The sequence below is a fragment of the Streptomyces sp. 351MFTsu5.1 genome (assembly GCF_000383655.1).
GTDB classification, from domain to species: Bacteria; Actinomycetota; Actinomycetes; order Streptomycetales; family Streptomycetaceae; genus Streptomyces; species Streptomyces griseorubiginosus.
Genome location: NZ_KB911794.1, coordinates 55,664 through 75,395 on the forward strand (window position 1 = coordinate 55,664; position 19,732 = coordinate 75,395).

19 protein-coding genes are annotated in these 19,732 nt (G+C 72.9%); 11 read left to right on the forward strand and 8 right to left on the reverse strand.

The window, feature by feature from the left end; all coding sequences use genetic code 11:
* Window positions 1–3: 3 nt before the first annotated feature.
* Window positions 4–1,611, reverse strand: a complete 1,608-nt coding sequence (locus H295_RS0134110; protein ID WP_020139844.1) for a PucR family transcriptional regulator — start codon at window positions 1,609–1,611, stop codon at window positions 4–6.
* Between the two features lie 126 nt (window positions 1,612–1,737).
* Here H295_RS0134110 and hisD point away from each other — a divergent pair, with 126 nt between their 5' ends.
* The 11 genes from hisD to H295_RS0134165 all read left to right on the forward strand — a co-directional run bounded on the left by hisD (window position 1,738) and on the right by H295_RS0134165 (window position 13,951).
* On the forward strand, window positions 1,738–3,063 hold the full coding sequence (hisD, locus tag H295_RS0134115; RefSeq protein WP_020139845.1) for a histidinol dehydrogenase: 1,326 nt from the start codon (window positions 1,738–1,740) through the stop codon (window positions 3,061–3,063).
* Window positions 3,064–3,167: 104 nt separating this feature from the next.
* A complete protein-coding gene (locus H295_RS0134120) occupies window positions 3,168–4,778 on the forward strand; it encodes an APC family permease (protein WP_020139846.1) in 1,611 nt (536 codons plus the stop codon).
* On the forward strand, window positions 4,775–5,443 hold the full coding sequence (locus tag H295_RS0134125; protein ID WP_020139847.1) for a ThuA domain-containing protein: 669 nt from the start codon (window positions 4,775–4,777) through the stop codon (window positions 5,441–5,443). Before H295_RS0134120 ends, H295_RS0134125 begins: the two co-directional genes overlap by 4 nt.
* A 24-nt stretch (window positions 5,444–5,467) precedes the next feature.
* Complete coding sequence (locus H295_RS0134130) at window positions 5,468–7,255, forward strand: thiamine pyrophosphate-binding protein (RefSeq protein ID WP_020139848.1); 1,788 nt, start codon at window positions 5,468–5,470, stop codon at window positions 7,253–7,255.
* Between the two features lie 71 nt (window positions 7,256–7,326).
* On the forward strand, window positions 7,327–7,728 hold the full coding sequence (locus tag H295_RS0134135; protein ID WP_234021747.1) for a hypothetical protein: 402 nt from the start codon (window positions 7,327–7,329) through the stop codon (window positions 7,726–7,728).
* Window positions 7,729–7,837: 109 nt separating this feature from the next.
* Entirely contained in the window at window positions 7,838–9,097 is a 1,260-nt protein-coding gene (locus tag H295_RS0134140) for an NAD(P)/FAD-dependent oxidoreductase (RefSeq protein ID WP_020139850.1), read from the forward strand.
* Window positions 9,094–9,825: a DUF1365 domain-containing protein gene (locus H295_RS0134145; protein ID WP_020139851.1), complete on the forward strand. Its 732-nt coding sequence runs from the start codon at window positions 9,094–9,096 to the stop codon at window positions 9,823–9,825. The genes H295_RS0134140 and H295_RS0134145 overlap by 4 nt, the downstream gene beginning before the upstream one ends.
* Complete coding sequence (locus H295_RS0134150; RefSeq protein ID WP_020139852.1) at window positions 9,822–11,072, forward strand: SAM-dependent methyltransferase; 1,251 nt, start codon at window positions 9,822–9,824, stop codon at window positions 11,070–11,072. Before H295_RS0134145 ends, H295_RS0134150 begins: the two co-directional genes overlap by 4 nt.
* Window positions 11,069–12,364: an SAM-dependent methyltransferase gene (locus H295_RS0134155; protein WP_020139853.1), complete on the forward strand. Its 1,296-nt coding sequence runs from the start codon at window positions 11,069–11,071 to the stop codon at window positions 12,362–12,364. The genes H295_RS0134150 and H295_RS0134155 overlap by 4 nt, the downstream gene beginning before the upstream one ends.
* Complete coding sequence (locus tag H295_RS0134160) at window positions 12,361–13,182, forward strand: DUF1295 domain-containing protein (protein WP_020139854.1); 822 nt, start codon at window positions 12,361–12,363, stop codon at window positions 13,180–13,182. Before H295_RS0134155 ends, H295_RS0134160 begins: the two co-directional genes overlap by 4 nt.
* Window positions 13,183–13,240: 58 nt before the next feature.
* Window positions 13,241–13,951, forward strand: coding sequence for an alpha/beta hydrolase (locus tag H295_RS0134165; protein WP_020139855.1), 711 nt, complete (start codon window positions 13,241–13,243; stop codon window positions 13,949–13,951).
* On the opposite strand, the gene H295_RS0134170 is transcribed toward H295_RS0134165, so the two are convergent.
* The 7 genes from H295_RS0134170 to H295_RS0134200 form a co-directional block, all read right to left on the reverse strand.
* Window positions 13,921–14,850 (reverse strand): YihY/virulence factor BrkB family protein, encoded by a 930-nt coding sequence (locus tag H295_RS0134170; protein WP_020139856.1) that lies wholly within the window; start codon window positions 14,848–14,850, stop codon window positions 13,921–13,923. The two genes, H295_RS0134165 and H295_RS0134170, sit on opposite strands and share 31 nt — an antisense overlap.
* Complete coding sequence (locus H295_RS0134175; RefSeq protein WP_020139857.1) at window positions 14,840–15,409, reverse strand: hypothetical protein; 570 nt, start codon at window positions 15,407–15,409, stop codon at window positions 14,840–14,842. The genes H295_RS0134170 and H295_RS0134175 overlap by 11 nt, the downstream gene beginning before the upstream one ends.
* Window positions 15,409–16,365 (reverse strand): DUF6286 domain-containing Asp23/Gls24 family envelope stress response protein, encoded by a 957-nt coding sequence (locus H295_RS0134180; RefSeq protein WP_020139858.1) that lies wholly within the window; start codon window positions 16,363–16,365, stop codon window positions 15,409–15,411. The genes H295_RS0134175 and H295_RS0134180 overlap by 1 nt, the downstream gene beginning before the upstream one ends.
* Window positions 16,362–16,547, reverse strand: a complete 186-nt coding sequence (locus tag H295_RS47320; protein ID WP_132837562.1) for a hypothetical protein — start codon at window positions 16,545–16,547, stop codon at window positions 16,362–16,364. Before H295_RS47320 ends, H295_RS0134180 begins: the two co-directional genes overlap by 4 nt.
* 56 nt (window positions 16,548–16,603) lie before the next feature.
* Window positions 16,604–17,140, reverse strand: a complete 537-nt coding sequence (locus tag H295_RS0134190; RefSeq protein WP_020139860.1) for an Asp23/Gls24 family envelope stress response protein — start codon at window positions 17,138–17,140, stop codon at window positions 16,604–16,606.
* A 132-nt stretch (window positions 17,141–17,272) separates the two neighbouring features.
* Window positions 17,273–17,926: a fasciclin domain-containing protein gene (locus H295_RS0134195; protein ID WP_020139861.1), complete on the reverse strand. Its 654-nt coding sequence runs from the start codon at window positions 17,924–17,926 to the stop codon at window positions 17,273–17,275.
* Window positions 17,927–17,997: 71 nt separating this feature from the next.
* Window positions 17,998–19,587 (reverse strand): sulfite oxidase, encoded by a 1,590-nt coding sequence (locus tag H295_RS0134200; protein ID WP_020139862.1) that lies wholly within the window; start codon window positions 19,585–19,587, stop codon window positions 17,998–18,000.
* Window positions 19,588–19,732 lie beyond the last annotated feature (145 nt).

A 19,732-nucleotide genomic window follows, 5' to 3' on the forward strand; every position in this document is an offset into this window, starting at 1 on the left:
CGCTCACGTCCTTCGCAGCGTCGGCTTGCGCAGCAGGTCGTGGCCGCGGACGGCCAGTTGCAGTCGTTGCTGGTTGTTGACCTGGGTGAGGTCGAGGCCCAGGATCTCGGAGAGCTTGTCGAGGCGGTGGTAGAGGGTGCGCCGCTGGATGAAGAGCTCCTCCGCCGCCCGCGCCTTGTTGCCGCCGCAGTCCAGGAACGTGCGCAACGTCGGCAGCAGGGGGTTCTTCGCCAGCGCGTCGTGTTCGAGGAGCGGACCGAGTTCGTCCTCGACGTACCGCCGGAGCTCGGGCCCTTCCGAGAGGGCGACGAGGAGGCGCAGTGCGCCCAGGTCGTCGAAGTGCCGTACCTCCGCGGCCGAGGCCGCCGCGGCGACGGAGGCCGCGCTGCGGCTCTGGCGCAGGGCGAGCGGAAGGGCCGTCGGCTCCACGATCCGGCTGACGCCGGCCCGGGCCCCGTGCTCGGTCAGCAGTGTCTGCACCCGGCCTGCGTCCGTGCCGGTGGGCAGACCCACGACCGCCACGTCGAAGTCCCCGGTGTCGCCCACGACCGCGGGCCAGCCGGCGTCCTCCATGAGGCGGGCGAGGAGGTGGTCCTTGGTGGGCTCCTCGTCGCCCGCCCACGCCGTGACGACGATCAGTTGCCGGCCCCGCAGGTCCTGGCCGAGCGCCAGGGCGAGGATCACGAACCGCTCTCCGGTGATGTCGCCGAGCAGCAGCCGGTTGAGCAGGGCCGTCTGGCGCTGGGAGGCGCGGGCGCCGCTCTCCCGCTCGCTCAGCAGCGAGATCGCGATGGCCGCGGCGGCCCGCTCCAGCGTGCGCAGTTCGGGCGGGCTCGGCCGCCGGCCGCCGTGCAGCAGGTGCAGCCAGCCCCATGACTCGCCCCGGAGCACCACGGGCTGCCGGGCGCAGGGCGCGACCTCGCGGAACGAGGCCGCCGGGGCGGTGGGGACCCCGGCGTCCTGTGTCGCGAGCGAGGTGTGGCGTTCGTGGATCGCCCGGGAGTGCGCGCTCCACTCGTCCACGATCTGGTCGGCCTCCGGCGTCGCGCCGCCGTACGCCAGCATCTGGTGGGCGACGTCCTCCAGCACCACGGGGTGCCCGGAGCGCCGGGCCAGCTCCCTGACCACGCCGACGTAGTCCTCGTCCGCGAGGAGGAGGTCCATGAAGGCCTGGCTGGTGGCCTCCTCGGCGATCATCTGCTTGACCCGCATGCCGACCAGCACCTCGTGGACCTGGGCCGAGGTCTCGACGAAGGGGATCTCGTCGGCGAGTCCCACCAGGGGCAGTCCGGCCGCCTCCGCCTCCTCGATCACCGCCTCCGGCATCGCGTCGAACATGCGCCCGGCCAGCTCCACGACGAGCACGGCCGCGCGGGCGTCGGCGAGCCGCCGGATGAAGCCCCGCTGCTCCAGCGAGGTCGTCCCCATGCCGAGGCCCGCCGTCAGCAGCATCTCCTGACCCGTCAGAAAGCGGTGGATGTCCGGGATCTCACCGGTGTGCACCCAGCGCACCGGGCGGTCGAGATTCCGCTCCCCGGCGTACACCCGCACGGTCGTGCGCGAGAACACCTCGAGCTCCAGTGCGGCACGGACAGTCAGAACTTCAGCCATGAGCCAATACCTCGGTGTGTGCAGGGCGCGCGCTCAATATTGCACACACTGTGCCTGTCCTCGCACCCCCCGTTTCCCCAGACTTCAGGGCAAGCCCGCAGGCCCGACCCGTGCAAGGAGTGCAGAGTGTCAGCCCAACACCAGACCATCAAGGCTCCTGTCGCCGAGAAGACGTCGCGGACCAGCCGTCCGGAAATCGTCGAGACCGTCGCGGACGTGATCGCCGACATCCGGGCCAACGGCGACGCCGCCGTGCGCCGCTGGTCGCAGAAGTTCGACAACTGGAGCCCGGAGTCCTACCGGCTCGGCCCCGACCGGATCGCCTCCGTCGTCTCCTCGGTCCCCGAGACCGTCCTCGACGACCTCCGGTTCGTGCAGACGCAGGTCCGCGGCTTCGCCCAGGCGCAGCGGGACTCCCTCACCGACTTCGAGGTGGAGACGCTGCCCGGCGTGTACCTGGGGCAGCGCAACCTCCCCATCGGCGCGGCCGGAGCCTATGTCCCCGGCGGCCGCTACCCCCTCACCGCCTCGGCCCACATGACCGTCCTGACGGCCAAGGTCGCCGGTGTCGAGCGGGTCGCCGCGACCACCCCGCCGGACCGGGGTGCCCCGCCGCCCGTCAGCGTCGCCGCGATGCACCTGGCCGGGGCCGACGAGATCTACGTCATGGGCGGTGTCCAGGCCGTGGCGGCCCTCGCGCTGGGCACCGAGACGATCGACGCCGTCGACATGCTCGCCGGCCCCGGCAACGCGTATGTGGCGGAGGCCAAGCGCCAGCTGTTCGGCGAGGTCGGCATCGACCTCTTCGCCGGACCGACGGAGGTGCTGATCGTCGCCGACGGCACCGCGGACCCGTTCGTGGTCGCCACCGACCTGCTGTCCCAGGCCGAGCACGGCCCCGACTCTCCGGCCGTCCTGATCACCACCTCCGAGGAGGTGGGCCGCCGGACCATCGCCTGGGTGGACAAGCTGCTGCCCGGCCTGTCCACCGGGGAGGTCGCCGGCCGTGCCTGGCGCGACCACGGCGAGGTGATCGTCGTCCCCACCCTCGACGCCGCGTACGCACTCGCCGACGAGTACGCGAGCGAGCACGTCCAGATCCTCACCGCCGAACCCCGCGAGGCGCTGCACCGCATGCGCAACTACGGCGCCCTGTTCCTCGGGGACAAGACCTGCGTCGCCTACGGCGACAAGGTCATCGGCACCAACCACGTGCTGCCCACCCTCGGCGCGGCCCGCTACACCGGCGGCCTCTGGGTCGGCAAGTACCTGAAGACCGTGACCTACCAGGAGGTCCGGGACCCCGCCTCCAGCGCCCGGCTCGGCGAGATCTGCGGCAGGGCCTCACGCACCGAGAACTTCGAGGGACACGCGCGCTCGGGAGACGTCCGCGCCGCGCGCTACGGATCGGCCCCGCTGGACTGGACCGACCACACCTTCGAGCAGAGCTGATCCGCGATGACGGATCGCGACTTACGCCGACGCGATGAAGCGGCCCGGCAGCCGTCCGACAAGGAGCACCTCCCGCACCTCCCCCTAGACCCACGGAGATCGACATGTCAGCCACCGACAACGACGCGCACTCAGCGCCCGCATCCACCCCCGTAGGCCGACCCGACGGGGCGTTCAACCCCGTGTCCTCGGCCGCCGACGCGGAAATGCTCGCCGTACTCGGCTACGAGCAGAAGTTCGACCGCAAGGTCAGCCTGTGGGGGAACTTCGCCCTCGGCTTCGTCTACCTCTCGCCCCTCGTGGGCGTCGTGGCCCTCTTCGCCGTCGGCCTGGCGACCGCCGGCGGGCCGTCCGTCTTCTGGATCGGCATCGTCGGCGCCGGGCAGTTCCTCGTCGCACTGGTCTTCGGCGAGGTCGTCTCGCAGTTCCCGCTCGCGGGCGGCCTGTACCAGTGGGTGAGACGGCTGTGGAACGGGCGCTACGCCTGGTTCAACGCCTGGACGTACATCTGTTGCATCACCATCGGCATCACCAGCACCGCACTGTTCAGTTCGGACTTCGCCGCGAGCCTCTTCGCCGGAACCGCCGACCAGCCCGCCATCAGCTCCACTCCCGCCCAGCGTCTGTGCATCGCCGTCGCGGTGACCGTCGTCTGCCTGATCTGCAACTGCTTCGGCACCAGGACCCTGGCCCTGATCTCCAAGATCGGCCTCGCCGCGGAACTGATCGGCATCGTCGCCGTGGGCTTCTACCTGCTGATCTTCGAGCGGCACAACTCTGTCTCGATCTTCTTCGAGACCAGCAGCTCCACCCACGACGACTACGTCCTGGCCTTCATCGCCGCCTCGCTCGTCGGGCTCTTCCTCTTCTACGGCTTCGAGGCGTGCGGCGAGATCGCCGAAGAGGTCCCCAACCCCTCCCGCAGCATCCCGCGGGCCATGCAGCTGACCGTCGCCGTCGGTGGGGTGGCCGCGCTGTTCGCCTTCGTCGGGTACGCCCTCGCGGCGCCGGACCTCGCCTCGATCCTCTCCGGCAAGGACACCAACCCGATCCCCTCGATCCTCCAGAGCTCGGTCGGCACCGTCGGCACCAAGGCCGTCCTCACGGTGATCATGACCTCGTTCATCGCGGGTGTGATGAGCCAGCAGGCCGCCGCGAGCCGGATCGTGTTCTCCTTCGCCCGTGACGACATGTTCCCGGGCTCCCGCGTCTTCTCGAAGATCTCCCGCACCCACCGTGTCCCGCTGAACGCGCTGCTGGCGGTCAACGTCCTCCCCCTGCTGCTCTTCGTGTTCGTCTACTACTCGCCGGACTCCCTCACCAAGATCGCGGCGTTCCAGATGCTGGCCGGATACGCGGCCTTCATGATGGTCGTACTGGCCGCCCTGCGGATGCGACTGAAGGGCTGGCGCCCCGCCGGAGCCTGGACGCTGGGCCGCTGGGGCTTCCCGGTGACCGTGGCCGCCCTGACCTACGGCGTGCTCGGGATGGTGCTGCTCTCCTGGCCCACCGGCGGCGCCGGAACCTCCTTCGTGGACCGCTGGATCGCCCTCATCGGCTTCCTCATCGTCTCGGCCGTGGGCCTGGTGTACCTGTTGACCGCGAAGCCGGAGCGCAAGTCCACCGCGCCGGAAGGCGACGCCATCGAGGTGGCCGAGCGGCTGCGCAGCCGGGCCGAAGCCCTTGCCCGTACGACCTCAGGGAGCACCGCATGACCCGCGTTCTGTATCTGTACGGCGGCTGGCCCGGCCACAAGCCCTACCAGGTGGCCGAGGAATGGGCCCTGCCGATCTTCAAGAACCTCGGCTTCGACGTGGAGGAGACCAACGACATCTTCTCCCTCGACGCCGACCTCACCGGCTACGACCTGATCGCGCTCAACTGGAACAACGCCCTGCTGTCCGAGGGCCTGACCGCAGCCCAGGAGTCGAACCTGCTGGGCGCGGTGGAGAGCGGCACCGGGATCGCCGCCTGGCACGGCGCGGCCGCCGCGTTCCGCACCAGCCTCAAGTACCACTGGCTCCTCGGCGGCAGCTTCCTCGAACACCCCGCCGGCGAAGGCGTGAAGTACCCCTACGAGGTCACGATCACGGACCCCGGCCACCCGATCACCGCCGGGGTGCGGGACTTCCGGGTCGCCTCCGAGCAGTACTACATGTCGGTCGACCCCAACAACCACGTCCTCGCCGAGTCCACCTTCACCGGCGAGCACCTGTCCTGGCTGGAGGGAAAGACCATCCCCCAGGCCTGGACCCGGACCTGGGGCGAGGGCCGCGTCTTCTACAGCGCGGTCGGACACGACCTCGACGACCTCCAGAACCCGGACGTCACCCGCCTGTGCACCCAGGGCTTCGCCTGGGCCGCCCGCACCTCCGACTGAGCTGCCGCCGAAAGGAAACCCACCATGCCCGTCCTCACCGGAGGCCAGATCGTCGCGCGGACCCTGCGCAACTACGGGGTCGACGTCGTCGCCGGCATCCCCGGCCACGGCATCTGGTCACTGACCGACGCCTTCCTCGACGACGAGTCCCGGATCCCCTTCATCCAGACCTTCCACGAGCAGAGCGCCGTCCACCTCGCCGACGGCTACTACCGCGTCACCGGCCGCCCGCAGGCCGCGGTCACCTCCATCGGCGCCGGAGCCAGCAACACCGTCATCGGCATGGGCACCGCGTTCACGGACTCCACCAGCGTGCTCGTCGTCACAGGCGGCCCGCCGACCCACATGCGCGGCCACGGTCTGCTCCAGGAACTCGACCGCTACACGGCCAACGACTTCCCCAAGGTGGCCGAGGCCGTCAGCAAGCGGCACTGGGTCGTCACCCGGGTCGAGGAGCTCCCCTTCGTCCTGCACCGCTGTTTCAACTCCATGCTGACCGGGCGGCCGGGCCCGGTACACCTCGAAGTCCCCATGGACGTACAGGCCGAGGCCGCGAACGTCGAGCTCCACGACCTGGAGCGGCGTATCCCGGTGGGCCGCCAGCACCCCGACCCGGAGGCCATCGACCGTGCCGTGGACGTGCTGCGCGCGGCCACCCGCCCGGTCATCGTGGTCGGCGGCGGCGCGATCACCTCCGAGGCCTCCGACGTGGTCCTCGCGCTCGCCGAGAAGTGGCAGATCCCGGTCGTCACCACGTGGAACGGCAAGAGTGCCTTCCCCGAGGACCACGAGCTGTTCGCGGGCAGCGTCGGCCAGACCGGCACGATGACCGGCAACGCGATCGCGAGCTCCGCCGATGTCGTGATCTCGGTCGGCTGCCGCTTCACCGACTGGTCGGCCTCCAGCTACGCCAAGGGCATCAGCTTCTCCATCCCGCCCGCGAAGCTCATCCACATCGACATCGACCCGCACGAGATCGGCAAGAACTACCCCGCCGAGGTGGGCATCGTCGCCGACGCGCAGCGGGCCGTGGCCGCGATCGTCGACTCCCTCCCGTCGAAGGGCATCGACCGGTCCGAGTACCTTGCGGAACTCGCCCGCCTCAAGCGGGACTGGGAGGAGAAGCTTGCCGGCCGCCGCGACAGCGACCGTTTCCCGTTCACCTCCCAGCGCCCGCTCGGCGCCCTGCGCAACGTGCTGCCGCGCGACGCGATCATCGTCGCCGGCTCGGGCAACACCCAGGGCGCGGTCAAGCAGACGTTCCCCGTCTACGAACCCCGCACCCACCTCACCTCCGGCGGCTTCTCCTCGATGGGCTGGGCGATCCCGGCCGCGGTCGGCGCCAAGCTCGCCCGGCCGGAGAGCCCGGTCGTGTGCGTCCTCGGCGACGGCGACTTCCTGATGACCTCCCAGGAGATCGCCCTGAGCGTCACCGCCGGCGCCCCGGTGATCTTCGTGGTCCAGAACAACGCGGGCTACATGTCGATCCGCGGCGGCCAGCGCAAGCAGACCTCGCGCCACATCGGCACCGAGTTCTCGCACCCCGACGGCTCGCCGTACAGCCCCGACTTCGCGGCCATGGGCCGGGCCTTCGGCATCGAGTCGTACAAGGTCAACGACTCCGACTCCCTGGAGCCGACCCTGCGCAAGGCGGTCCGGTCCGGCGCCCCCGCCGTGATCGAGGTTCCCACGGACCGCGACGCCGCCGGCCCCTGGGTCCCCGGCTGGTGGGACTTCCCGATCCCGGCGTACATCAAGGACGAGCGCCAGGAGGAGTACGACCGCATCAGGGCGACGGAACAGCACCTCTGACCGACCTGCCCTCACCGACCGCCCGCGCAGCCGCGACCCGGCCGCACGGGCGGTCGCTCGTGCCGGGCAGGATGTCCCCCGTGCTGAGAGTCGGATTCGTCCAGGAGTTCTTCGCGGAGCCGGTCGATCTTCCCGGAATCCACGAGCTGACCCGCTCGGACTCCCCGGACTGGCAGGCGACCGCGGCCTTCGCCGTCACCTATCTCGCGGCCGGCACCGTGGTCGCCGCATTCACCGAGACCGAGCCGTGCCTCCTGGGCTGTGGCGAGAACCTCGTGGGCTGCTCGTCACTCCTCACCGACGGCTCCTGGGTCTGGCGCGGTGACCTCAGGCACTACGTGGGACGCCATGGCGTGACTCTGCCGGCCGGGTTCGTCGAGCGGATGCGCGAGTTCGACGGGAAGCCGCCGATCGGCGAGGTCGACGCGTCGGTGGCCCGTCTGGCCCTGCGGTCCGCCTGGCGGCTCGCCTGACGGTCGCCCCCCGGACACTCCTCCCCATCCGATCCCCCCTCCCGCCAATCCGCACCCCGACCTGCTCCGGATTACGCGCGGACTGATCGCGAGCGCGGGAGGAAAGCGGATGAGGCGGACGGCCGTCGTGGGCTCCGGGGTGGCGGGGCTGACCGCCGCGTACGTCCTGGGGCGGACGCGACACGTCGTGCTCTACGAGGCCGACGACCGGCTCGGCGGGCACGCGCACACGCATGAGGTGACGTCGTCGTACGACGGGCGGGTGCACCGGGTGGACTCCGGGTTCATCGTGCACAACCGCCGCACCTACCCCCACCTGCTCCGGCTCTTCGACGAACTCGGCGTCCCCACGCAGGAGTCGGAGATGAGCATGTCGGTCCGCTGCGAGGGCTGCGGACTGGAGTACGCCGGCGCCCGCGGCCCCGCCGGACTCCTCGCCCGGCCCCGCAGCGTCCTCAGCGGCTCCTACCTGCGGCTGCTCGCCGAGGTGCCCGCCTTCCACCGGGCCGCCCGCGGGCTGCTCGCCCACGGCGACGAACAGGACCTCACCCTGGGGGAGTTCCTGGACCGGGAGGGCTTCTCCGCCTACTTCCGCGCCCACTTCATGACCCCCGTGGTGTCGGCCGTGTGGTCCTGCGACGCCGTCACCGCCCAGCGCTACCCGGCCGCCTACCTGTTCCGCTTCCTGGAGCACCACGGAATGCTGTCCGTCGGCGGCTCGCCGGTGTGGCGCACGGTCACCGGCGGTTCGCGGGAGTACGTCGACCGGATCGCCAAGCAGATCGCCGAGATCCGCACCGGCACCCCGGTCCGGGCCGTGCGCCGCCACGCCGACGGCGCCGAGGTGACCGCCGCCGACGGCACCACCGAGTCCTACGACTCCGTGGTCGTCGCGGTCCACCCGGACCAGGCGCTGCGCCTGCTCGCCGATCCCACCGAGCGGGAGCGGGAGGTGCTCGGCGCGTTCCGCTACTCGCGCAACGCCACCCTGCTGCACACCGACACCCGGCTGCTGCCCCGCGCCCGCGGCGCCCGCGCCTCCTGGAACTACCTCATGCCGTCCTGCACGGCCGGCGCCGACCGCGTCCGGGTCAGCTACGACATGAACCGGCTGCAACGCCTCGACGCCACCGAGTCGTTCGTCGTCACCCTCGGCGGCGAGGACCGCGTCGACCCGGACCGGGTGCTGGCCCGCATGGTCTACGAACACCCCGTCTACACCCCGGAGTCGGTGGCCGCCCAGCGGCGGCTGCACGAACTGGCCGGTGCCGTCTGCGTGTTCGCGGGCGCCTACCACGGCTGGGGGTTCCACGAGGACGGCTGCCGCTCCGGAGTCGAGGCCGCCGCCGCGCTGGGAGCGCGCTGGTGAACGCCGTACCGGCCCTCTACGCCTGCACGATCCGCCATGTGCGGGCCACCCCGTGGCGGTACCTGCTGCGCCACCGCACCTACCTGTGGCTCGTCGACCCCGACCGCCCGCCTCGACTGCCGCTTCTCATAAGGCCGTTGGCCCGCTTCGACCCCCGTGACCACTTCACCGGCGAGGGGCCCACCCTGCGCGCGGCCCTCGACGCCTATCTCGCCGGACACGGCGTCGACCTGGAGGGCGGGCCGGTGGTGATGCTCACCCACGCCCGGGTCCTCGGGTACGTGTTCAACCCGATCACCCTCTACTGGTGCCACGGCCCCGACGGCGATCCCCGCTGCGTGGTCGCCGAGGTCCACAACACCTACGGCGGCCGGCACGCCTACCTCCTGCACCCGGACCGGGGCGGGACGGCCCGGGCCGACAAGGAGTTCTACGTCTCGCCGTTCCTGCCCGTGGACGGCCGCTACCGCATGCGGCTGCCGCATCCGGGACCCCGGCTCGACCTGACCGTGCACCTGGACCGGGAAGACGGCCGCACCCTGACGGCCACCGTCCACGGCACCCGGCGCGCGGTGACCGTCCCGAACGTGCTGCGCCTGGCGCTGCGCCACCCCTGGTCCACCCTCGCCGTGTCGGCGGCCATCCGCTTCCACGGCATCCGCCTCTACCTGCGGGGCCTGGCCGTCCAGCCCCGACCCGAGCAGCACACCCCGGAGAACCAGACATGACCACAGTCGCCCACGACGCGCCGGCCGACGCGGGCCGCTGGCCCGACATCGTCACCGTGCCCCGCCCCTCCCGGCCCCGGGACACCGTGACCGCCGCGCTCGTCCGCCGGGCCCTGCGCGGACTTCCCCTGCGCGCCCGCCTCGCCGGCTCCGGTGACATCGGTCTCGGCGGCCCGCTCCTCCACGTGCACGACCCGGCCGCCTTCCACGCCCGGATCGGCACCGGCGGCCTGGTCGGGTTCGGCGAGTCGTACATGGCCGGCGAGTGGGACGCCCCGGACCTGGTCGCCGCCCTCACCGTGCTCGCCGCGCACGCGGCCGACCTGATCCCGGCCCCGCTGCAACGCCTGCGCGGACTGTGGGCCCCCAGACACCCGCAGGAGGAGCGCAACACCCCCGACGGCTCCCGCGCCAACATCAGCCGCCACTACGACCTCTCCAACGACCTGTTCGCCCTCTTCCTCGACGACACCCTCAGCTACTCCTCGGCCGTCTTCCGTGGCTTCCCGGCGAGCCGGGACCTCCTGGCGGCCGCCCAGCACCGCAAGATCGACCGGCTGCTCGACCTGGCCGACGTCGGCGCGGGCACCCGGCTGCTGGAGATCGGCACCGGCTGGGGCGAGCTGGCGCTGCGGGCCGCCGCCCGGGGCGCCCGTGTCACCTCGCTCACCCTCTCCGCGGAACAGCGCTCCCTGGCACTGGAGCGGGCGCGCGCGGCGGGACTCGAGGACCGTGTCTCGATCGAGCTGTGCGACTACCGGGAAGCGAGCGGGGAGTACGACGCCGTGGTCAGCGTGGAGATGATCGAGGCGGTCGGCGCCGAGTTCTGGCCGGTGTACTTCCGCACGCTCGACGCCCGGCTCGCCCCGGGCGGCCGGGTGGCGCTCCAGGCGATCACCATGCCGCACGAGCGGATGCTGGCCTCCCGGGACACCTTCACCTGGATCCACAAGTACGTCTTCCCCGGCGGCCTCATCCCGTCCACCGAGGCGATCGAGCAGACCGCCCGCGACCACACCGCGCTGCGCCTCGCCCGCCGCGACGCCTTCGGCGCCCACTACGCCGAGACGCTGCGCCTGTGGCGGGAGCGGTTCACCGAACGCGCCGACGAGGTCGCCGCCCTCGGCTTCGACGAGACCTTCCGCCGCCTGTGGACCTTCTACCTGGCCTACTCCGAGGCCGGATTCCGGTCCGGCTACCTCGACGTCCAGCAGTACCTGTTCACCAAGGAGAACCCCGCCCGATGAGCACCCTCGCCCGGCCCGGTGCCGCCCCTCTGCTCACCGCCCTCGTCGAGGACGCGCTCGGCGGCCCCCTGCCGCTGCGCCTGCGCGCCTGGGACGGCAGCGAGGCCGGACCGGCCGACGCACCCGTGGTGGTGCTGCGCTCCCGCCGCGCGCTGCGCCGACTGCTGTGGCAGCCCGGCGAGCTGGGCCTCGCGCAGGCCTACGTCACCGGTGAGCTCGACGTCGAGGGCGACCTCGCCGAGGGCCTGCGGACGATGTGGGCGGCGCAGCGGGAGCGGGGCCTGCGCCCGCCCCGGCTGACGTCCGCCGACCGGGCCCGCGCCCTCGTCACCGCCCTACGCCTCGGTGTCGTGGGGCCCCCGCCGCCCGCGCCCGCCTCCCAGGCCCGCCTGCGCGGCGGCCTGCACAGCCGGGCCCGCGACCGGGCCGCGATCAGCCACCACTACGACCTCTCCAACGAGTTCTACGGCCTCCTCCTCGACGAGACCATGGCCTACTCCTGCGGCTACTGGGCGAGCGACGGGCCGGGGTTCACCGCCGCCGACGCCCAGCGGGCCAAACTGGAGCTGGTCTGCCGCAAGCTGGCCCTGGAGCCCGGCGCCCGGCTGCTGGACATCGGCTGCGGCTGGGGCTCGCTCACCCTGCACGCGGCGCAGCGGCACGGGGCCCAGGTCACCGCCGTCACACTGGCCCGGGAGCAGGCGGCGTACGTCCGCGACCGGGTGCGCGAGCGCGGGCTCACCGATCGGGTGGAGGTGCTCTGCCAGGACTACCGGGACATCCGGGGCGGCGGGTACGACGCCGTCTCCACGATCGAGATGGGCGAGCACGTCGGCGACGCCGAGTACCCCGCCTTCGCGGCCGCCCTGCACCGGCTCGTCCGGCCGTGCGGGCGGGTGCTGGTGCAGCAGATGTCACGAGGTCCGGGCGCCCCTGGCGGCGGGGCGTTCATCGAGGCGTACATCGCCCCCGACATGCACATGCGGCCCCTCGGCGAGACCGTGGCCCTGCTGGAGGAGGGCGGTCTGGAGGTACGGCACACGGAATCGCTGCGCGAGCACTACGTCCGTACGATCGCCGCCTGGCACCGCACCCTGGAGAAGCGCTGGGACGCGTTCGTACGGCTGGCCGGTACGGAGACCGCACGGGTCTGGCGGCTCTACCTGGCCGGCGGGGCGCTGGCCTTCGAGGAGGGCCGGATGGGCGTCGACCAGATCCTCGCCGTACGGCCCGGACCCGGCGGCGCGTCCGGTATGGAGGCCGGCTCCCACGCCTGGTACGCGGACCTGTGAACGGCTTCCCGTGGAGCGCCTTCGCGACCGGCCTGGCCTGGGCGGCCGCGGCGGCCCTGGCCGTCATGCTCGTCACCTTCGCCGTGGCCGTGCGCCTGGGCGTGCACCGGATCGTCGACGTGGCCTGGGGGATCGGCTTCACCGCCGTGGCCCTCACGACCCTCGTCGCCTCCGCCGGGCACGGCGATCCCGTACGACGGCTGCTGGCGACCGGGCTGACGGCGGCCTGGGGGCTGCGCCTCGCGGTGCACATCGCCCGCCGGGGCCGGGGCCACGGCGAGGACCCGCGCTACGAGGCGATGCTCGCGAAGGCACCCGGCAACCGCAACGCCTACGCCCTGCGCATGGTCTACCTGCTCCAGGGCGCCCTGGTGTGGCTGGTGTCCCTGCCGGTGCAGGCCGCGCAGTACGTTCCCGGCCGGCCGTCGCCCCTGGCCTGGGCGGGAGTCGCGCTGTGGGTGGTCGGGGTGTGCTTCGAGGCGGTCGGTGACGCCCAGCTCGCCCGGTTCAAGGCCGATCCCGCCCAGCGCGGCCGGATCATGGACCGGGGGTTGTGGGCGTGGACCCGGCACCCCAACTACTTCGGCGACTTCTGCGTCTGGTGGGGCCTGTTCCTGCTGGTCCCCGACGCCCCGGCGGCGGCCGCCGTGACCGTGGTGTCGCCGGTGGTGATGAGCCTGCTGCTGACCAGGGGCAGCGGAAAGCGGCTGCTCGAACGGCACATGGTCGACCGGCCCGGCTACGCCGAGTACCGGGCCCGCACCAGCGGCTTCTTCCCCCGGCCCCCGAAGCGGGCCGCCGGACGGGGGCGACGGTGACGGGCCGGGCGGGGCAGGATGCACCCGTGCGACCCACGGCGACAAGGAGCCTCTGATCGTGCCGCAGGACGACATCGACACCTCTGCCCGGACCACGCCCGCCCTGCTGCCCCGGCGGTGTCCGCCCAAGCCCCGGGCCGCCGTGCTCGTCCTGCACGGTGGACAGGAGACGAGCGAGAACCCCACCCACCCCCGGCAGCTCGCCGCCCTGCGGATGGACCCGGTGCTGCGGGCGGTGACCGCCGCACTGCCCCACGAGGACGTCCTGGTCGCCCGGGTCCGCTACCGCCTGCGCGGCTGGAACGGCACCCGCGCCGACGCCGGCCGGGACACCCTGCGGGCCCTGGACGAACTCAGCGCGCTGGCCGGCCCCGTGCCCACCGTGCTGCTCGGCCACTCCATGGGCGGCCGGGCCGCCCTGCACGCCGCCGGACATCCCCAGGTCACCGGTGTGTGCGCGCTCGCGCCGTGGTGGCCGACGGGGGAGCCGGTCGCTCAGACGGCAGGCCGGCGGATCGTCGCCCTGCACGGCGCACGGGACCGCGTCACCTCGCCCGCCGCCACGGCCGACTGCGTCCACCGCGCCCAGGCCACCGCCGCGCGGGCCGGGATGGCCGTCATCGCCGGCGGCGACCACGCGATGCTGCGCCACCACCGCCTCTGGCACCGCACCACCGCGGCCGTCGTCGCCCACCTCCTGGACCCCGGTGCCGTACCGGACCCGCTGCCCCGGGAGTGCTACGGGACGGGCGACTTCCCGGTGCTCTGAGCGGTGCTCTGAGCACTGCTCCCGGCACGAGCCGCGAGCTCGGCGGCGAACTGCGCCCCGGTGAGCAGGGCGAGGTTCGACAGCCACAGCCACACCAGGAAGACGATCACACCGGCGAGGGAGCCGTACAGCCTGCTGTAGGCGCCCAGCGTGCCGGCGTACGCCGAGAAGCCGGCGGAGACCGTCAGCCACAGGGCGGCCGCGAGCACCCCGCCGGGCAGACTGCGTTCGCGCAGGCGGGCCGCGGAAGGCCCGGTGTGGAAGAGGATCACGACCAGCAGGGCGACCAGGCACAGCAGCACCGGCCAGCGCAGCAGGCGCCACGCCCAGGCCGCCGTGGTGTCCAGGCCGAGGGTCCGGCCCACGGCCTCCGCGAGCGGGCCCGTCAGCAGCAGGGTGAGCGAGCCGACCAGCAGCAGACCGAGCAGCCCGAAGGCGGTGAGCAGGATCCGGTGCGCCTTGCGCCAGGGGGAGCGCCGGTCCTCGACCCGGTGCATGCGGTGCAGGGCGCGGCGGAAGACGGCGAGGTAACTGGAGGCGGACCACAGGGCACTGGCCGATCCCGCCGCGAGCAGCGGCCACGTCGTCCGGTCGGCGCCGAGCACCCGGCTGAGCACGGCGTGCAGCGAGGCCCCGGAGTCCGCGGGCGCGTAGGCCGTCACATGGGTGACGAACTCCTCGGCGGTGTCCGGGCTGATCATGCCGAACGCCAGCACGGTGACCAGCATCGCGGGCAGCACCGCCAGGATCGCGTAGTACGTCAGGGCCGCCGCGTAGTCCGAGATGTCGTCGTCCCACAGCGAGACCGGTGTGCGGCGCAGCGCGGGCCACCAGCCGGCCGGCGGGCGCGGCACCCGGCCGATCCGGCGCAGCCGGCCGGTCCACGCCTCAGCGGACACGGGACCTCCGGTGCGAGGGCGTGCTCAGCCGGATCCGGGTGTACGCGGTGTACGGCGCGGTCGCCCGCTCGGCCTCGGCGGTCACGGCGTGCAGCGAGGGCAGCACGGCGTCCGGGGGAGTGCCCGGGTGCAGCCAGACCCGCAGGCCGACGTCCAGCCGCTGCCGGCGGCGGGGCAGCACGCGGGCCCGGGCGCGGGCGACCCCGGGCACCGCGGCGGCGCGGGCGGTCAGTGCCTCGGCGAGGGCCCGGGGGCGGACCGTGCCGCCGGGGGAGGGCAGGGCCAGCTGCCGGGCCGGGCCCGGACGCAGCTGTGCGAGGCAGACGTACGCGAGGAGCACGGTCAGGAGGATCGCCGTGGCCAGGACGGCGGGGGTCCACCAGTCCTCGGCCCGCAGCCGTGCGAGGCGGGTCCCGGTCGGCCACAGGGCGCCGGTGTCCACGGCCGGCCACCAGGACGGCGCCCGGTCCGCGAGGGCGAGCCATGCGCCCACGAGGAGCAGGACGAGCCCGGAGCCGGCGAGGACGGTTCGGTTGACGGTCGTACGGGCGCGTGCCATCACCGGTCACCTTCCGCGCGGCCGGACGGGGCGGCGACGGGTTCCGGCGCCTCCTGCCCCGCATCGAGCGGTGGGCGCCAGACCGGTTCGGGGACGACCCGCACACGCAACCGGGGCGTACGGCGCAGGCCGCACGCGGTCAGGGCGGCTCGGGCCGCGGACGTGACGGCGTCCCCGGTGGCCGCGCGATCGCCGAAGCAGAGCCCGGCCCGCACGGTGACGCGGCCCGTCCGTGCCCGCACCCGTACCGCGCCGACTCCCGCCACGTCCCCCACCGCCTCGCGGACCAGGGACTCCACCGCGGAGCGGTCCACCGCCGCGTCCACCCGGGCCGCGGGGACCCGCAGCGTGGACTGACGGCGACGGCCGGGCGTCACGGCGAGCAGGATCAGCCAGACACCCAGCAGAGCGACCGCCGCGCCGGCGGCGACGACGGCCGGGTCGCCGGGGGCGTGACCGGACAGCCAGTGCAGCGCGGAGGTGCGCCAGGCGGCCGCCGCCCGGTGCGCGGTGTGCACCCGCACCAGGTCGAGGGCGAGCGCACCCCAGCACACGGCGGCCACCGCGGAGAGCAGGGCCACCGGCACCCGGCGCTGGGACCACCGACGGCGGGGCGTACGGGCCCCGTCGTGCTCCGGGGCCGGGGGGACCGGCACCCGGGGCACGCTGAGGGAGGTCACCGCGAGCCGGGCCGCTGCCACGTCCAGTCCCGTCAACTGCCCGGTCCGCTCGACCACATGGCGCCGGACGTCCCGCACGGTGTCGGCGAGGGGCGCCGGGTAGGGCAGTGTCACCGCGAGGGACAGCTCCGCCCTCCTGCCGCGCACGGAGGCCGTGCTCCCGGTGGCCCGGACGCCGTCTCCGTGCGGCAGGTACTCGGCGGCCGCCCGCCCGGCGATCCTTTGGACCGCGCGCTCGGAGACGGTGGTGGTGCCCCGCTCGGCCGCGGCGGTCATCGGCGGCTCCGCTCGAACGCGTCCCGTACGTCCCGGACGCTGCCGCCGCCCTCGATCCACCGGCCCAGGGCCCAGCCCAGGCCGCCGAGCGCGGCCACGAGCAGGAAGGCGCCGAACCCGCCGAAGAACCCGGCGAACGCCAACGCCATGCCCGCGGCCATTCCCACCACTGGTGTGTTCACGTCCCTCTGCCTCTCACCCCGTATCGGTCCCCGTCTGCTCCGGTGCCCGCGCGCCGTCACTCCACGCGGGAGCCGGCGCTGTTCTCGGACTCGTCCTCGTCGGGCAGGTGGACGTCGTTGACGGTGATGTTGACCTCGACCACCTCCAGGCCGGTGATCCGCTCCACCGCGTCGATCACGTTCTCCCGGACGTCCCGGGCCACGTCCATGACGGAGACGCCGTACTCGACGACCAGGTCCAGGTCGACGGCCGTCTGCCGTTCGCCCACCTCGACCTTGACGCCGCGTCCGACGTTGGCGCGGCCACCGGGCACCCGGTCGCGCACGGCGCCGATGGTGCGGGAGAGGCCGCCGCCCATGTCGTGCACGCCCGGGATCTCCCGGGCCGCGATGCCCGCCACCTTCACGACGACGACATCGGCGATCGACGTCCGGCCCCGGTCGGGCGCGGGCTGGTCGGCCCCGGTCGCGCCGCCGGACACCGCGGTGGTGCGGTGCTGCCCGCCGGTCCGCGGGGTGGACAGGTCCCTGGCGGCGGGGGCGCTCTGCGGGGCGGACAGGTCCTTGGCGGCAGGCGCGGTCTGCGTGGTCATCACAGCTTCCTCTCGGCTCGGTTCTCGATGGGCTCTCACTTCTTCCGACCCGGCCCGGGCGCGGTTGTGACGCGGGTCCGTGAACGCGTCGGTGGGGTGCCACAGGTGTGACACCCCACCGACGACGCCCCGTCAGCTGGTGGGCATCAGAACGCTGTCGATGATGTAGACGTTGGCGTTGGCGGTCTTGACGTTGCCGCAGACGACCTTCGCGGAGTCGTTGACGGTGTAGGACTCGCCGGAGCCGGAGGTGGTGAGCTTCGACTTCTCCAGGGTGTCGAAGGAGCCGTTCTCCAGGTCCTTGGGGGTGAGCTTCTGGCCGACGACGTGGTACGTGAGGATCTTCGTGAGCTGGGCCTTGTCGTTGAGGACCTTGTCCAGGGTGGCCTTGGGGATCTTCGCGAAGGCGTCGTTGGTCGGCGCGAACACGGTGATGTTCTGGGCGTTGTTGAGGGTGTCGACCAGCCCGGCCTTCTTCACCGCGGCCACCAGCGTGGACAGCGCCGGGTTGTTGGAGGCGGCGGTGGCGACCGGGTCCTGGGCCATGCCGTCGAAGGAACCGGCACCGCTGGTGGGCACCGCGGAACAGGCGGTGCCGAAGGGCTGGTCCGCGGAGGCGGTGCTGCCGGAGCCGGCCATCGAGTCGTCCGAGGCGGAGGCGGACGCCTTGGTGGAGGAGTCGGCCTTGGCGGAGTCGCTGCCGCTGTCGGAGCAGGCGCTCAGCGCGAGCGGCAGGACGGCCGCGGCGGTCACGGTCAGGGCGATGCGACGGATACGGGTGTTCACGATGTTTCTCCTGTGGGTGACGGCAGCGGATGCTGCCTTCTCGGGGAAAGGGAAGAGGTGGTCTTGGGGGGTCAGTCGACGGTCACGACCACGGAGTGCCATCCGCTCGCGCCGTCGGGGATCGTGCGGGTGCGTCTCTCGGTCTGCACCGCGCCGGTGCGGTCGGTGGCCCGGACGGTGAGGGTGTGGCCGCCCCTGGTCGCCTGCCAGGGAAAGGTCCACTGGCGCCAGGTGTCGGTCGTGTCCTGGGCGGCCAGCCGGGCTTCCTGCCAGGGCCCGTCGTCCACGCGGACCTCGACCTTGTCGATGCCCCGGTGCTGGGCCCAGGCGACGCCGGCCACCATGACGGTGCCGGCCTTGGGCCGGGCGAACGGCTTGGGGGTGTCGATACGGGACTCCGTCTTGACCGGAGCCTTGCGGGCCCAGCCGCGCTTGACCCAGTAGGGGTCGTAGGCGTCGAAGGTGGTGAGCTCGATGTCCTCGATCCACTTGCAGGCGGACACGAAGCCGTACAGGCCGGGCACCACCATGCGGACCGGGAAGCCGTGCGCGAAGGGCAGCGGCTCGCCGTTCATGCCGAGCGCGAGCAGGGCGTCGCGGCCGTCCATCACGTCCTCGACCGGGCTGCCGATCGTCATGCCGTCCACGGAACGCGCGACCAACTGGTCGGCCGGGCCGCCCTTCGACGGCGGCCGTACCCCGCACTCGGCCAGCAGATCGGCCAGACGTACGCCGATCCAGCGGGCGTTGCCGACGTACGGCCCGCCGACCTCGTTGGAGACGCAGGTCAGCGTGATGTCCCGCTCGACCAGCGGACGGCGCAGCAGATCGTCGTAGGAGAGCGTGAGCGGGCGGGTCACGCCCGTGCCGTGCACGCGCAGGCGCCAGGTCGTCGCGTCCACCCGGGGCACCACCAGGGCGGTGTCGACACGGTAGAAGTCCGCGTTGGGCGTGATGAACGGGCTGAGGCCGGGGATCCGCGGTCCGGCGCCCTTCGGTACGGCCCGGGCGGGGGACGCGGGAGCGGGGAGCACCGCGTTCCGGCGGGAGGCCACGGCGCCCCGGCCGTCGGCACCCGCCAGGGTCCGGCCCAGCAGACCGGCTCCCGCCGAGGCCACGGCTGCCGTGCTCGCCGCGATCACGAAGCCCCGGCGGTCCCAGTCCCCACCAGGCGTGCCCGACGGGGGCGCATCGGGCTCCGCGCGGGGTGCGAGGCGGCTAAGGAGCACGTACAGGAGCACGGCCCCGGCGACCGCCCCGGCCACCGAGGGCACCGCGTCCGTCAGGCCCACCGAATCGGGCCGTCGCGTCGCCGCGAGCGCCCCCACGGCCCCGAACAGCAGCACACCGGCCGCGGCGGTACGGCGGAACCGCAGTCCTGCAATTCCGAGGAACAGCGCGAAGAGACCGAGAACCGCGAGAATTCCCAGCTGGAGAACCAGTTTGTCGTCGGTGCCGAAATTCCGGATCGCCCAGTCCTTCACCGCGGCGGGCGTGGCGTCGATCGCGGCGCCGCCGACCGCGACGACGGGACCGGACTGCGGGCGGACCGCCCCCGCGCAGGCCTCGGCGACCGCGAGGGCGGCACAGCCGGCCAGCAGGCCGCTGAGCGCGCCCAGCGGCAGCCGCAGTCGGCGGGATGGTTTCTTGTTCTCGGTCACGTGGGGAATCCGGTTCTGAAATGCCGTCGGATTGGTGGCCGCCACGATCGGATGAAGTTTCTTTTCCCACCAATCCGCGCCCGTTCCGGCTACGGATCACCGTTAAAAAGGTCTTTCTCTTTCACGGCCCGAAGTCCCGCGTCAC